This window comes from Pseudoalteromonas sp. APC 3358 (genome assembly GCF_030408075.1).
Classification (GTDB): Bacteria; Pseudomonadota; Gammaproteobacteria; order Enterobacterales; family Alteromonadaceae; genus Pseudoalteromonas; species Pseudoalteromonas arctica.
Genome location: NZ_JASDCE010000002.1, coordinates 16,578 through 30,428, shown reverse-complemented (window position 1 = coordinate 30,428; position 13,851 = coordinate 16,578). Strand labels below are relative to the sequence as shown.

Sequence of the window (13,851 nt, the reverse complement as noted above, 5' to 3'; positions counted from 1 at the left end):
ACCAACGTTCAACACGCCCTAACTAAAACAATATAGCAAAACTTTTACTTGAGCCTGTTGGCTTGCCCTACTAAAATAGCGCTCTTCAAAATCACTAAGGTCGGCCGTGTTAGTTAACTACAATCCCCCTATGAATCCGTATTTAACAATACTTTTCCAAGATGACGACTTACTTATCGTTAATAAGCCAAGTGAGTTATTAACTGTTCCAGGTAAAGATCCTAAACATGCCGACAGCTTAATTAATCGCGTTAATCGTGTTTTTCCAACAGCACGAATAGTACACCGCTTAGATATGGCCACCTCTGGCATACTGTGCCTTGCCATGAATAAAGCCGCGCACAGACATTTAAGTATGCAGTTTCAAGAGCGCGAAACAGCTAAACGTTACATAGCACGTGTATACGGACAACTTGAAGCTGAAACAGGATCAGTAGATTTACCCCTTATTTGTGATTGGCCTAATCGCCCTAAGCAAATGGTTGATCACGACAGAGGTAAACCTTCGCTTACGCATTTTAAAATACTTGAGCGTGAAGAAAATGCAACCCGTGTAGAGCTAACCCCTATCACTGGTCGCTCGCATCAACTACGTGTGCATATGTTAAGTCTGGATCATCCTATTTTAGGTGATAGACTTTACGCCCATAAAGAGGCACTTGCTGCCGCTCCTCGCTTACAATTACATGCACAAATGCTGCAGTTGAAGCACCCAACCACTGAGCAAGTACTTACTTTTGAAGCCGAGCCTGAATTTTAACTGGCTCAAATACTTCGTAAATTATTAAACTTTTAGATAACTTTGCCGATACCTAACTAATTGTCATTAGTTAGGTGCGTTATGCTATTTCCACGGTTTTTAAAAAGGGCTTTTTATATACAGCTCAGCTGTGCCCTACTTTTAGCTAACCCCATAAGCGCGGCTGAACATATTGCCCCACCTAATCTATCAAGCATTGAAAATAGCGACATTGAGCGACTACTTCCAAGCGATGAAATAAAGCCTATATTGGCAGGTGAAACAGAATTTTTAAGCCTTTACAGCGAGTATATGAGTAGTAATTTTAGAGGTATCGTAATACTTATACCCGATTGGCATTCTTCACCTACCAATAATTCAGGTATGAGCTACTTGCGCAAAGAGCTTAATAATTTAGGTTACAGCACCTACGCAATGACAGTACCCGACATTGATTGGCAAGCAAGTAAAATGGCCGAAGCAATGCCCAGCGAAACCGAAGCTGCTTCTAGTAAAGCCGAGGAACTTGCATCACCCGACACAGCAAAAAACGCCCAATCGCAGCCTGCAAAAATAAAAGAAGCACCTCATTACGTTAATGCAATTGAAAAAGTAACTGACGACATACTTGATAACTATAAAATAAATCTCATTTCTCGATTTAATGCGCTGTATCAAACCGCTATGGAAGATTCGAGTAATATAGTAGTTATAGCACAAGGCACGAGTGCAGGTGTGTTATTGGAGTACTATGCAGATTTTCCGGACGAGAGAGTTGAGGCATTTATCAGTTTAAGTAGTTACTTACCTAATACAAAGCGTAACGAAAGCTTGAGCCAAACAGCATCACTTGTTACACCCGCCTTACTTGATATTTACTATGCAAATGACAGCACAGACATTTTAATGAGCCTTAAAAATCGTCAGCGCTGGGTTGACCGAAATGCAAAATTTGATTACCGCCAACGCCAGTTGTTTGGCCTGCGCGATCAACCCGATCAACACGCACGCCTAACAAAAGAAATAGACGGTTTTTTACGCCGACTTTTTTAAATACTCATAAGCGGCTTGAATATCTTGGCTCTTTTTAACAGCCAATTCCATCATGTGCTTTGGTAGGCCTTGCGACACTAACTTATCAGGGTGGTGTTGCGACATAAGTTTACGGTACGCTACTTTTATATCACGTTGCGTTGCATCGCTATTTAAGCCTAATAACGCCAATGCTTGCGCACGGTTCATATTATTATTTGGCGGTACATGGTGGCCAGAACCCTCACGATAGCTACTACTTTGACCTTGGTTTTGTTGCTGTTGATTAAAGCGCTGTTGTTGCTTTCTAAAGTTAAACTCTGCTTGGTAGCGCTTTAATACAAATGCAAAGTGTGTTTTAGAAATGCCTAGCTGTTTACTTACTTCTGCTAATAATTGCTTTTCTTGTTCGGCTAGCACTCCATCAGAAAACGCCATTTGAATTTGTATTTCTAAAAACAACTGTATTAGATCGTTTCGTTTAGCAAAGCGTTCTTTAAAATCGTGTACTGTTTCTTTAAGTGAAAAGTCGCTCTCTTTACCTGACTGAAATGCATGTTGTGCTTCACGGCGTTCTTCGCCCTTTAAGCCCATTTCATCCATAAACAAGTTAGCCGCTTTTATATGTACTTCGCTGACTCGACCGTTCGACTTGGCAATGTGCCCCATGACAGCAAAGCAGCTTGAAAAGAATAAAGCTTGGCGCTCGTGAACATCGTCACCACTAAATAAACTAGAAAAGCCGCCTGCTTTATCAAAGTTATTTTTTAAGCTTTTATCAAATAAATGACCTAGGTATAAACCTAAAATGGCACCAAATATTTTGCCAAACATAAAGCCAAAACAAAAACCGAGAATTTTTCCCCACATCTATAATACTGCCTTCTTAAAAATTGAGTTGTTACGCCTCAAGGCGCGTGTTTAATTGGTTTAAACGCTCTGGTGTACCAATATCATCCCACTGCCCTATATAGAGCTCAGTAGAGACTAAATGTTCATTTAGCTTTTCACGTAAAATAGGCCCTAAAGGGCGAATACCTTGCGTTAATCCTTTAAAAAAATCAGCCTGATACCGGCCAATCCCTGAAAATGTATATTTTTGACTCTCGGCCGACAAATGGCTTAATGCAAAGTCGCCATCTGGGTTGTGTGGCGGGTTTTCTATAAGCACTATGTGCGCCTCACTGGGTTGTAAATGAAGTTGCATTAGCGCACTTACATCGTAGTCGGTGTATACATCGCCATTTACTACAATGAACGAGTCACCCAACAGCGGTAACGCTTCAATAATACCGCCGGCAGTTTCAAGGCCACCTTCAACTTCTTGGCTATAAAGTATATTTACGCCAAATTGGCTGCCATCTTTAAAGTAGCCTTTTATTTTATCACCTTGCCACGCAAGGTTTATTACAATATCGGTAATACCGGCAGCTTTAAGATTATTTATATGGTGCTCAATAAGTGGCTTTTCGGCCACTTTTAACATTGGCTTTGGCATATTTTGCGTAAGCGGCATCATACGTTGTCCGCGCCCTGCAGCTAAAATCATCGCTTTCATGAGCGCTCCTTTGCCAACTTTTCAGTCACTTTTGGCACTATGGTATTTTTTGTCCACTCACTCAATGCTTTAAGCTCTGGGTAATTTGCCGCTACTTCAATAATGTAATCAAGAGTCGGTAGAATATTATCTAAATAACCTGTTTTACCATCGCGTAAATACAATCGACAAAATATACCCGCAGCTTTTAAGTGGCGCTGTAATCCAGTTAAATCAAACCAATATTTAAACTCACCAAATGAAGTATTAGCCAGTAAATTTTGAGCCGTAAATTCCTGATAAGCAAAATCAAGCAAGCTTGTTAACTCTTTTTGAGGCAGTTTAAAGTAGCAATCGCGTAGTAGCGAGACTAAATCGTAGCAAAGCGGCCCGCGTACAGCATCTTGATAATCTATAATTGCCCACTGGCCGTTACTGTTCATAATATTACGGCTATGGTAATCGCGATGAACGGTAACAGTTGGCTGCTCAAGCATGGCCTTTATTAATAGCTCTGAACTTGTTTGCCACATTACTTTTTGCTCTGCGCTTAGTGGCTCATTAATAAAGTCATTCACTAACCACTGGCTAAATATATCAAGTTCTAGTGTTATAAAATCTTCGTTGTACGCTTGCATAGCAGAAGCTGCCGGCGTTTTAGCCCATTGAGCGCTTAAACTAATTAATGCTTGATAGTGCTCGGTGCGGTTTGCATCATCAAGCATGTCAGCTAGGTGCGTACTCCCTAAATCACTAAGAATAAAAAAGCCCTGCTTTTCATCACTTGCAATAATAGTGGGAAGTAAAAAACCTTGCTCAACAAACACCTGGTTTAGCGAAATGTAAGGTTCGTTATTCACTTTTTTGGGATCTGAGTCCATCACTATTAAATGCTTATTATCGTGATTTAAACGGTAATAGCGACGAAAGCTAGCATCACCCGTGATCGCGTTTAAAGTATGCGACTTGGCATTAAGCTGTGTGTTTATAAATTGTTGTAAATTCTCAAAGCGTGTCATTTTATAAGATATCTATTTTTCACTAAGTTAATTAGGTCAATTACTGTAATTGCCATTATTTTCCTTTATTATGTGTATATTATATTAAACACACAGTATTAAGGTCGATAAATGAGCAAAACCTGGGGCATATTGATGCTAAGCGTAGTTAGCGCACCATCGCTTGCCGAAACTGAACTGGCACACAACCTTTGTGGCATTTCAATGCAAACCAGAGCTTGGCAACCACTTGAAGGCCTTAACCTTGGTGAAGTTGATATTCAAGCTGATGATGTTGAGCTACTTGGCACTCAAAGCGCTGAATTTACCGGCAATGTTGATATTAACACCCTTAAGATGAGTTTGTCCGCACAAACTGCGTTGATAGACAAACAGCGTGGTTTATTAAATGCAACGGGGCCAATTACTTATCAAGATTACGTAAGTAAAGTAAACAGCACCGGATTAAATGCCGATTTAAATAATTCAGAAGTCAGTTTGTTAGGCGCCGATTACAGCCTAACCGAACAACAAGGTAAAGGCGGCGCTGAAAAGCTTACTGTTAATCAGTCTGGCCTATTACTCATGAATGCAAGCTTTACTACTTGCCCGAGTGACACCCCAGTATGGGAAATTGAAGCTGACGAAATAAACCTTTCGCGCGAAGAAGGTTGGGGCGAAACATATAACGCCGTATTACGCATTCTCGATACACCGGTTTTATATTTACCTTATTTTACATTCCCGCTAGATGAGCGCCGTAAATCGGGTTTACTTACCCCGACTATTTCAAGCTCTGATAAATACGGCCTTGAAACAATTACGCCGTACTATTTAAATATTGCACCTAATTTTGATGCCACTATTACGCCTCGTTATATGTCTAACAAAGGGCTGCAATTACAAACCGAATTTAGATACCTAACAGAGCAACATGAAGGCTTAGTAGGGATTGAGTATTTAGATAGTGATGATTCTGAGCCAGACTTGAATGAACGCTATATGTTTCATTGGCAACAGCAAAGTTATCTGGGTGAAAACTGGCGCGCAAACGTTGATGTAACCAATGTAAGCGATGATAACTACATCACCGATTTAAGCTCAAATTATGCCAGTAAAACCGATACACAGCTTTATCGTACTGGTTCACTAACTCATTTGGGTGATACATGGCGCACCGATATTAAAGTACAAAACTTTGAAGTACTGGGCGATCACTTAGAGTCATACACTGCAATACCACAAGTTAATTTTACGCAAACTGCGCCTTGGCGTTTTGATAATTTTGATTTTAGTGTGTCTGGGGAGATTAGCCATTTTACTAATGACTCATCAGAAGTGGCCATAGACAACGCAACTCGTGTACACGTAGAGCCAAAAGCCCGCTACAACTACGCAACGCATGCGTGGTCATTTTTATCTGAAGTGAGCTTATTGCAAACTAATTATAAGCAAAGCGGAAACTTAACAGGCACGCAATACAGCGATACCGTATCGCGTACTATTCCTAAAGTACGTTTGTATTCTCAGCTTAATTTTGAGCGTGACGCATCTTACTTTTTTGAAGATGCTATACAAACGCTAGAGCCGCAAATTCAATATTTATATACACCTAATAAAGACCAGTCAGACATTGGCTTGTTTGATACAACCAAGTTACAAGACGATTATTATGGTTTATTTAGAGATGTGCGCTTTTCGGGTGTTGATCGCATAGCAGCAGCGAATCAGTTTACTTTAGGTGCGACAACGCGCCTATTTGATAAAAAACAAGAAGAAGTATTTAATTTTAGTGCCGGCCAAATATTTTATTTAAGTGACGATGCCAAGCCAACAGAGCAAGGCTTGAACTCAGACACTAATTATAATGCACTATTTGCAGCTCAAACCATGTTACATTGGCACCGCCGTTGGTACCTCGCTGGAGGTATTCAATACGATACAGATGGCAAGCAAATGGTACAGTCAAATGTAACACTTGATTATAAAGGTGATAATAATCAGCTAGTACAATTGAACCATCGCTATGCAAATGATGTCTCAGGAAATACAATCGAGCAAGCAGGTGTATTTACAAGTATTCCTATTAGCGACGAATGGCAATTTATTGCAAGCTATCATCGAGATCTTGAAAACAACAGAAGTATCGAAGTATTGAGCGGATTACAGTATGAATCATGCTGTTGGGCTATCCAAATTACTGGGCACCGCCAAATTGAAACAGATTTAAATCAATCAATAGGCCAAGAACAAGCAACTTTTGATTCAGGTATTAGTTTGAATTTTGTATTAAAAGGACTTGGCAGTAAAAGCCGTTATGATGCACAAAAATTATTACAACAAGGTATTTTTGGCTATCGTAGACCGTATTTTCTTAGTAACTAGTATCACAACAGTACTATCAGCAAGAGTAGTAAAAAGAATATGAATTTAAAAAAATTATTAACATCAGCAGTTTTAAGTGCCAGCCTTTGTCAAAGTGCAATGGCCGCACCAGTAGAAATAGATAAAGTTATTGGCGTTGTAAACCAAGGCGTAATTTTAAAAAGCGAAGTAGACACCATTATTAATCGTGTTAAAAAGCAAGCCGAAGAACAAAACCAGCAATTACCAAAAGATGAAACTCTTCGTGTACAAGCTGTTGAGCGTTTAGTTAATCAAGCCCTTATGATACAAATGGCTGAACGTATGGGATTACAAATCTCAGACAGCCAACTCGATCAAACTCTTGCTGGCATGGCACAAGAGCAAGGCGGCACAATTGCAGATTTACGCCGTACTATTGAAGATTCGGGCGAAAGCTTTCAAGCTTACCGTGAAGAAATTCGTAAAGAAATTACAACGCAACAAGTAACACGTGCAAGTGTCGATCGCCGTATTTATATTAGCGAACAAGAAGTTGATAACCTTTTAAAAATTATGGAAACCCAAGGTCAAAGTGCTGAAGAGTACGACATTGGTCATATTTTAATAGATATCCCTAACGATGCGAACGCTGACGAAATTGCTGGCGCAAAAACACGCGCAGATAAAGTTATTGAGTTATTAAACGATGGCCAAGAATTTAAGCGTATTGCTATTTCATCATCAAGCGGCTCTAAAGCACTTGAAGGTGGACAGCTTGGTTACATGGGTATTAACGAAATGCCATCGCTTTTTGCTGAAGCAGTAAAAAGCCAAAAGAAAGGCGCTATTGTTGGCCCTCTTCGCTCTGGTGCTGGTTTTCATATCATTAAAGTACAAGATGTTCGTGGCCTACAAGTTGTAGAAACAACTGAAGTGCGTTCACGTCATATACTAATTAAACCTTCAATTATTTTAAGTGAAGAAAAAGCACGCTCTATGCTTGCTGGCTTTGCAAAAGACTTACGTGCAGGAACTGCCGACTTTGGAAAGTTAGCTAAAGAGTACTCAGAAGATCCTGGTTCTGCACTTAAAGGTGGCGAGTACGATTGGACAGATCCAACTACCTACGTACCTGCGTTTAAAGATACATTGCTTTCTCTTAAGCAAGACGAAATAAGCGAACCGTTTAGAACACAGTTTGGTTGGCATATTGTGCAGTTACTTGGTAAACGTGTAGCTGATAAAACTGAGCTAGCCAAACGTAACCGTGCTCACGGTATGTTGTTTAACCGTAAATTTAAGGAAGAAAGTTTTAACTGGCAGCAAGAAATGCGCGAGCAAGCTCACGTTGAAATTTTCCCTATAGACCAATAAATATGACCTTAAGAATTGCTATTACACCGGGTGAACCCGCTGGTATTGGCCCAGATTTGCTACTCACGCTTGCTCAGCAAGCGTGGGATGTTCAACTTATAGCGATTGCCGATGGCAAACTATTAAAAGAGCGTGCAAAACATTTAGGCTTAACAATAAACTTAATTAAATTTGATGATAATGCCCCCGCCATCGCAGCACCTGCTGGCAGCTTGTATATTCATCAGGTTGATTTAGGGGTTGATGTAGAACTAGGCGTACTAAACGACGGTAACGGACAATACGTGTTAGATACCTTGCGTATAGCAAGCGAAAAAAACATGGATGGCACCTTCGATGCAGTCGTTACGGGCCCGGTTCACAAAGGTATAATTAACAAAGCAGGTATTTCATTTAGCGGGCATACTGAGTATTTTGCGCAGCAGTCAAATACTGCTGATGTAGTTATGATGCTTGCAACAGAGGGCTTACGCGTTGCACTTGTAACTACTCATATCCCACTTGCATATGTATCGCGTGCAATTACACCAGAGCGCTTAACTAAAGTAGCGGGTATTTTAAATCACGACTTACAAACTAAGTTTGGTATAGAAAAACCACGTATTTTAGTGTGTGGCTTAAATCCGCATGCTGGTGAAGATGGCCATTTAGGCCGTGAAGAAATAGAAACAATCACACCAACGCTTGAGATACTTAAAGGCGAAGGTATGAATTTAATTGGCCCACTACCGGCCGATACCTTATTTCAAGATAAATACCTATCTGAAGCAGATGCAGTGCTTGCTATGTATCACGATCAGGGATTACCTGTGCTAAAATACAAGGGATTTGGTAAATCGGTAAATATTACCCTTGGCTTACCATTTATCCGCACATCAGTTGACCACGGTACTGCACTCGATTTAGCAGGGGCTGGTACAGCTGACGTTGGCAGTTTTGAATTAGCGATCCGCGAAGCAATTAAGCTCGCCCAAGAAAAAGCACAAAATCAATGACCGATAAAGTACATTTAGGACACCGCGCTCGTAAGCGTTTTGGGCAAAACTTTTTATTTGATGAGTCTATCATCGATAAAATAGTCTCTGCGATCGATCCTAAACCAGAAGACAACTTAGTAGAAATTGGCCCCGGCCTTGGCGCAATTACTGAGCCAGTAGCTGATTTAAGTGGCCATTTAACGGTTGTTGAATTAGATAAAGATTTAGCGCAACGATTAATTGAACACCCATTTTTGGGTCCTAAATTAACCGTTAACCAAGGCGATGCAATGACCTTTGACTTTGCAAGCTTGGTACGCGATGACAAAAAATTAAAAGTGTTTGGTAACTTACCTTACAATATTTCGACGCCGTTATTGTTTCATCTTTTTGAATTTTCAGATCATATTGAGCACATGCACTTTATGCTTCAAAAAGAAGTAGTAAAACGCATGGTAGCAGGGCCAGGTAGTAAAACATTTGGCCGCTTAAGCGTAATGACCCAATACTACTGTAATGCAATGCCGGTTGTTGAAGTACCACCTGAGTGCTTTAAACCAGCGCCAAAAGTTGACTCTGCGGTTATACGTTTAATACCTAAAAAGCCAGAGCAACGTACAGCAAAAAGCGTTAAAATATTAAACACAGTGTGTTTAGAAGCCTTTAATCAACGCCGTAAAACACTGCGTAACAGTTTAGGTAATTTACTAACTGCAGAAGAGCTTACTAGCATTGGCATTGATATAACGCTGCGTGCTGAGCGCTTATCTTTACAACAATTTATTGATATAGCTAACTGGATTTATGACAACAAGCAGTAATATTGGATCGCCTGTAAAGGTGTCTGTAGAAACCTTCTACGTAGAAGGTCAATCTCAACCTGAGCTTGAAAAATACGTATTTGCTTACTCAGTAACGATTAAAAACCATAGTTTATGTAGTGCAAAATTACTAAGCCGTTACTGGTTAATTACCGATGCAAATGGCAAACAAGTTGAAGTTGAAGGCGAAGGCGTTGTTGGCGAAATGCCAGATATTGGCCCAGGTGAAAGTTACAAATACACCAGTGGTGCAATTTTAGATACACCTGTAGGCACAATGCAAGGCCACTATACGTTACGCAACGAATTTGGCTCTGAGTTTCAGGCGCCTATTAATGTGTTTCGTTTGGCTTGCCCTAACATTTTGCATTAAGCATTAAGATGGCAGATTATGCGATAGGTGATTTACAAGGGTGTTTTAGTGAATTTAACACCCTTTTACAACGGGTTGATTTTAACCCAAGCAAAGATCACCTTTATTTAGTTGGCGACATCGTTGCCCGCGGGCCAGACTCCCTAGCCTGCTTAGACTATATTTACCAACATCAAAATAGCATGACCATCACTTTAGGCAATCACGACCTCCACATGGTTGCCTGCTACTTTCTTAATAAACCTACCAACCCAAAAGATAAACTAAACCCGATATTTGAAAGCCCAAAATTAGCGCATTACATCGCTTTTTTACAAACCCAGCCATTGGCTCTAGAGCTTATAAAACATAACTGTTTTATATCTCATGCAGGATTAAACCCCGATTGGTCTATTGAAAATGCACTAAAGCACGCGCAATTTGCACAAAGCTGTTATCAATCAAATAACGCTAAAGCATTTTTTGAACACATGTATCAACCTCACCCTGCAGAGTGGTCAAGCAATCTTGATGACTTTGAAAAATTTAGATACATAGTTAACTATTTTACCCGCATGCGTTTTTTAACGAGTGACAACAAACTTGAGCTTAATGCAAAGGGCGCAATAACCGATAGCCAAACCTTAACCCCTTGGTTTAACCATTCTAATATTGCAAAAACTAAACACAATATTATTTTTGGCCACTGGGCCGCGCTTGAAGGTAGAACAGGTAATCTGCGAGTTCACGCCTTAGATACAGGCTGTGTATGGGGTAACACCATGACCCTAATGGAACTAAGTACAAAAAAAGTTATTGTAGAAAAGTCCCACCTTTCGTCTAAATAAACTGAAAAAAAACAATACATCTGTTAGATTTATAAATTAATAGTTAAAATTAATTAAAGTAATTGATTTTAATTACTTAACTTATTGGTACAAACGCCGATAAGTCTTAATTGAAGTACTTTTGAGTGGAAACCTTATGAACCTGACAGTAAGCCAACGTATTTGGGGTGGTTTTATATTTATCACACTATTATTATTAATAATCGGTGGTAACTCCTTAATAAAAATTGCAAATATTGACCGTTCCACTCAAAAAGTGAACCAACTATCACTTCCAGCATTAAATAAAAGCTCTGAGCTACAAGCCGAATTTATTTTAATGAGTAAAGCCGCTCAAGCGAGCTTTTACACTACATCAGCCAATGAGCTTGCGCCAATAAAAGCACAGGTCCTTGAGCAAAAACAATTGTTCAACACGCTGCACCGTGAACTTCAAGACGTAGTAAAAAACGATGCTGCACTTAATCAAAGTAGCCAAAATGTAGAAAAAACCTACTTAAGTTTTTTAAGCACAGTTGAAAGCTTGTTAGAAGATAAAAGCAAACAGCTTGCATTAAACAAAACATTAAAAGCACAACTAGAAAATATAGAGCTAAGTGCAGAAGATGCCAATTCTGTTGTACTTGATATTATCGACATTGATGGGTTTGAGCAAAACCACCCTCGCGCTTATCAAGCTGCAAACAATTTAGAAAATAACTTTATGTCAGTGGTAAGTAACAGCGCTGATATGCTCACTGTTAAAACGCTTAATACTCTCGATATTGTTAAAAACGAACAAACCTATTACCTAGAAGAAGTAACACGTACCATTGCATTAATTAAACCTGCGATTGAGCAAACTCACAGCGATTTATATTCAAGCTTAAAAGAGTATGTTGATACTTTAGAAAACAATATAAAAGGTAGCAGCGGTTTAGCTGCAAACAAGAAACGATTAATTGACTCTATTACGCTAACAGAATCAAAACTTGCACAATCAGAGCTAGCCACCAAAATGGCACTTAGCCAAATTGATGAGTTAGTTAATCAAGCAAGTGACGTTGCGTTTAAATTACAGCAAGGCGTGCGCAGCGATGTAGATTCAGCAAATTTATGGACGTGGGTTGGTATGATTATAGCCACCCTTTTAGCTGTAGCGATTGCAATTATTACTGTTAGCCGTATTACTAAACCACTTGCTGAAGTTAACAGAATTTTAGACATTGTTGCCAGTGGCGACATGACACAACGTTTAGACGACAGCGCTAAAGACGAATTTGGCGAACTATCTAAAAGCTGTAACACCTTAATTGATAACTTACGTAGCCTAATTAAGGGTATTATTTCGCGCTCTACTCAGCTTGCAGCAGCATCAGAGCAAACATCTGCAATTACAGCTGAATCAAGCCAAGCAATTCGTAACCAGCAAGCACAAGTTGAACAAGCCGCCACTGCAACAACCGAAATGAGCAGTACATCGCAAACGGTTAGCAACAGCGCTCAACAAGCACTTAGCGAAATTAAAAATGCGGATAAAGAAGCTGAACGCGTTAAAGGTATTTCAAATAACAACAAAGCAACGATTGAGCAATTAGCACGTGAAGTGGACGACGCCTCACAAGTAATTAATAAACTGCATCAAGATAGCGCCTCAATCGGCAGCATTTTAGATGTAATACGCGGAATAGCGGATCAAACTAACCTACTTGCACTAAATGCTGCAATTGAAGCTGCACGTGCTGGTGAATATGGCCGAGGCTTTGCTGTTGTAGCAGACGAAGTACGCTCTCTAGCGAGTAAAACTCAAGAGTCGACCCAAGAGATACAATCAATGATTGAATCGCTACAAACAGGCGCAGAAGCTGCAGTAACAGCTATGAGTAAAGGTAAGCAACGTGCGGTATCGTGTGTTGAGCAAACAGACCTAGCAAGTAGCGCACTTGATTCAATTACATTTGCGGTTTCGCAGGCCCACGACGTAAGTGAAGAAATTTCGACTGCCGCACTTGAGCAACAACAAGTAGCGCAAGAAATTAGCGAACGCCTTGAGTCGATTGTAGCCATCGCAGAGCAAACAGCCGAAGGCGCTAACCAAACTAATATTTCAAGCTCAGAAGTAGCAAAACTAGCCGAAGAGCTTCGCTTATCGGTAGACGAATTTAAAGTTTAGGTTTACTAAAACGATTAAAAAACCCCGATGGTACTATGTAGCATCGGGGTTTTTTGTTTATCAGGACTTTAAAAGTGAAATGTAAAACTTTGCCTACAACATACACACACCCTATCGATGCGAATTTACTACGCGCTAATCCAATTTAACCTTACCAAAAGCGAGGTAATAAAACCTCACCTACAATATATGCCACCTGTAGGTGCGAATTTACTTCACGCTCATCTAACTTAACTTTACCAAAGCGAGGTATAAAACCTCACCTACAATATATGCACCCTATAGGTGCGAATTTACTTCGCGCTCATCTAATCTAACTTTATCAAAAGCGAGGTATAAAACCTCACCTACAATATACACACCATGTAGGTGCGAATTTACTTCGCGCTCATCTAACTTAACTTTACCAAAGCGAGGTATAAAACCTCACCTACAATATATGCCCACCCTATCGATGCGAATTTACTTCGCGCTCATCTAACTTAACTTTACCAAAGCGAGGTATAAAACCTCACCTACAATATACACACCATGTAGGTGCGAATTTACTTCGCGATCATCTAACCTAACGTTACCAAAAGCGAGGTATAAAACCTCACCTACGATATATATACGCCAATTACTAACCACTAATATATCGCTTTTTTCTTCCTTACTTAGGCGTTTATTGCTAAC

12 protein-coding genes are annotated in these 13,851 nt (G+C 39.9%); 9 read left to right on the top strand and 3 right to left on the bottom strand.

Going from position 1 to position 13,851, the window contains the following annotated elements; all coding sequences use genetic code 11:
* The first annotated feature begins 106 nt into the window (after positions 1-106).
* Positions 107-760, top strand: a complete 654-nt coding sequence (gene rluA, locus QL995_RS02755; protein ID WP_290292534.1) for a bifunctional tRNA pseudouridine(32) synthase/23S rRNA pseudouridine(746) synthase RluA — start codon at positions 107-109, stop codon at positions 758-760.
* 81 nt (positions 761-841) lie between these two features.
* Positions 842-1,792 carry a DUF3530 family protein gene (locus QL995_RS02750; RefSeq protein ID WP_290292531.1) on the top strand — a complete coding sequence of 317 codons (951 nt, stop codon included), beginning with the start codon at positions 842-844 and terminating at the stop codon, positions 1,790-1,792.
* Here QL995_RS02750 and djlA read toward each other — a convergent pair.
* The 3 genes from djlA to QL995_RS02735 are packed head-to-tail and all read right to left on the bottom strand — an operon-like array spanning position 1,775 to position 4,327.
* Positions 1,775-2,641 (bottom strand): co-chaperone DjlA, encoded by an 867-nt coding sequence (djlA, locus tag QL995_RS02745; RefSeq protein ID WP_169044123.1) that lies wholly within the window; start codon positions 2,639-2,641, stop codon positions 1,775-1,777. The genes QL995_RS02750 and djlA overlap by 18 nt on opposite strands.
* A 31-nt stretch (positions 2,642-2,672) precedes the next feature.
* Complete coding sequence (gene murU, locus QL995_RS02740; protein ID WP_290292527.1) at positions 2,673-3,329, bottom strand: N-acetylmuramate alpha-1-phosphate uridylyltransferase MurU; 657 nt, start codon at positions 3,327-3,329, stop codon at positions 2,673-2,675.
* Positions 3,326-4,327, bottom strand: a complete 1,002-nt coding sequence (locus tag QL995_RS02735; protein WP_290292524.1) for a phosphotransferase — start codon at positions 4,325-4,327, stop codon at positions 3,326-3,328. Before QL995_RS02735 ends, murU begins: the two co-directional genes overlap by 4 nt.
* A gap of 111 nt (positions 4,328-4,438) precedes the next feature.
* On the opposite strand from QL995_RS02735, the gene lptD reads away from it, so the two are divergent.
* The 7 genes from lptD (at position 4,439) to QL995_RS02700 (ending at position 13,176) form a co-directional block, all read left to right on the top strand.
* The gene (lptD, locus tag QL995_RS02730; protein ID WP_101163646.1) at positions 4,439-6,691 is read left to right on the top strand and encodes an LPS assembly protein LptD; all 2,253 of its coding nucleotides are present in this window, start codon (positions 4,439-4,441) and stop codon (positions 6,689-6,691) included.
* Between the two features lie 39 nt (positions 6,692-6,730).
* The gene (surA, locus tag QL995_RS02725; RefSeq protein ID WP_290292519.1) at positions 6,731-8,026 is read left to right on the top strand and encodes a peptidylprolyl isomerase SurA; all 1,296 of its coding nucleotides are present in this window, start codon (positions 6,731-6,733) and stop codon (positions 8,024-8,026) included.
* A 2-nt stretch (positions 8,027-8,028) separates the two neighbouring features.
* Positions 8,029-9,021 carry a 4-hydroxythreonine-4-phosphate dehydrogenase PdxA gene (gene pdxA, locus QL995_RS02720; RefSeq protein WP_290292517.1) on the top strand — a complete coding sequence of 331 codons (993 nt, stop codon included), beginning with the start codon at positions 8,029-8,031 and terminating at the stop codon, positions 9,019-9,021.
* Positions 9,018-9,824, top strand: a complete 807-nt coding sequence (rsmA, locus tag QL995_RS02715; protein ID WP_002960838.1) for a 16S rRNA (adenine(1518)-N(6)/adenine(1519)-N(6))-dimethyltransferase RsmA — start codon at positions 9,018-9,020, stop codon at positions 9,822-9,824. Before pdxA ends, rsmA begins: the two co-directional genes overlap by 4 nt.
* Positions 9,808-10,197, top strand: coding sequence for a Co2+/Mg2+ efflux protein ApaG (gene apaG / locus QL995_RS02710; protein ID WP_002960839.1), 390 nt, complete (start codon positions 9,808-9,810; stop codon positions 10,195-10,197). Before rsmA ends, apaG begins: the two co-directional genes overlap by 17 nt.
* A gap of 8 nt (positions 10,198-10,205) precedes the next feature.
* The gene (locus QL995_RS02705; RefSeq protein WP_290292513.1) at positions 10,206-11,024 is read left to right on the top strand and encodes a symmetrical bis(5'-nucleosyl)-tetraphosphatase; all 819 of its coding nucleotides are present in this window, start codon (positions 10,206-10,208) and stop codon (positions 11,022-11,024) included.
* A gap of 136 nt (positions 11,025-11,160) precedes the next feature.
* Positions 11,161-13,176: a methyl-accepting chemotaxis protein gene (locus QL995_RS02700; protein ID WP_290292511.1), complete on the top strand. Its 2,016-nt coding sequence runs from the start codon at positions 11,161-11,163 to the stop codon at positions 13,174-13,176.
* Positions 13,177-13,851: the final 675 nt, after the last annotated feature.

Excerpts from the sequence above, each read along its gene's own strand:
- QL995_RS02735 (WP_290292524.1), bottom strand. The coding sequence starts at position 4,327 with ATGACACGCTTTGAGAATTTACAACAATTTATAAACACACAGCTTAAT.
- murU (WP_290292527.1), bottom strand. The coding sequence starts at position 3,329 with ATGAAAGCGATGATTTTAGCTGCAGGGCGCGGACAACGTATGATGCCG.
- QL995_RS02750 (WP_290292531.1), top strand. The coding sequence starts at position 842 with ATGCTATTTCCACGGTTTTTAAAAAGGGCTTTTTATATACAGCTCAGC.
- djlA (WP_169044123.1), bottom strand. The coding sequence starts at position 2,641 with ATGTGGGGAAAAATTCTCGGTTTTTGTTTTGGCTTTATGTTTGGCAAA.
- pdxA (WP_290292517.1), top strand. The coding sequence starts at position 8,029 with ATGACCTTAAGAATTGCTATTACACCGGGTGAACCCGCTGGTATTGGC.
- QL995_RS02700 (WP_290292511.1), top strand. The coding sequence starts at position 11,161 with ATGAACCTGACAGTAAGCCAACGTATTTGGGGTGGTTTTATATTTATC.
- lptD (WP_101163646.1), top strand. The coding sequence starts at position 4,439 with ATGAGCAAAACCTGGGGCATATTGATGCTAAGCGTAGTTAGCGCACCA.
- QL995_RS02705 (WP_290292513.1), top strand. The coding sequence starts at position 10,206 with ATGGCAGATTATGCGATAGGTGATTTACAAGGGTGTTTTAGTGAATTT.
- apaG (WP_002960839.1), top strand. The coding sequence starts at position 9,808 with ATGACAACAAGCAGTAATATTGGATCGCCTGTAAAGGTGTCTGTAGAA.
- surA (WP_290292519.1), top strand. The coding sequence starts at position 6,731 with ATGAATTTAAAAAAATTATTAACATCAGCAGTTTTAAGTGCCAGCCTT.
- rsmA (WP_002960838.1), top strand. The coding sequence starts at position 9,018 with ATGACCGATAAAGTACATTTAGGACACCGCGCTCGTAAGCGTTTTGGG.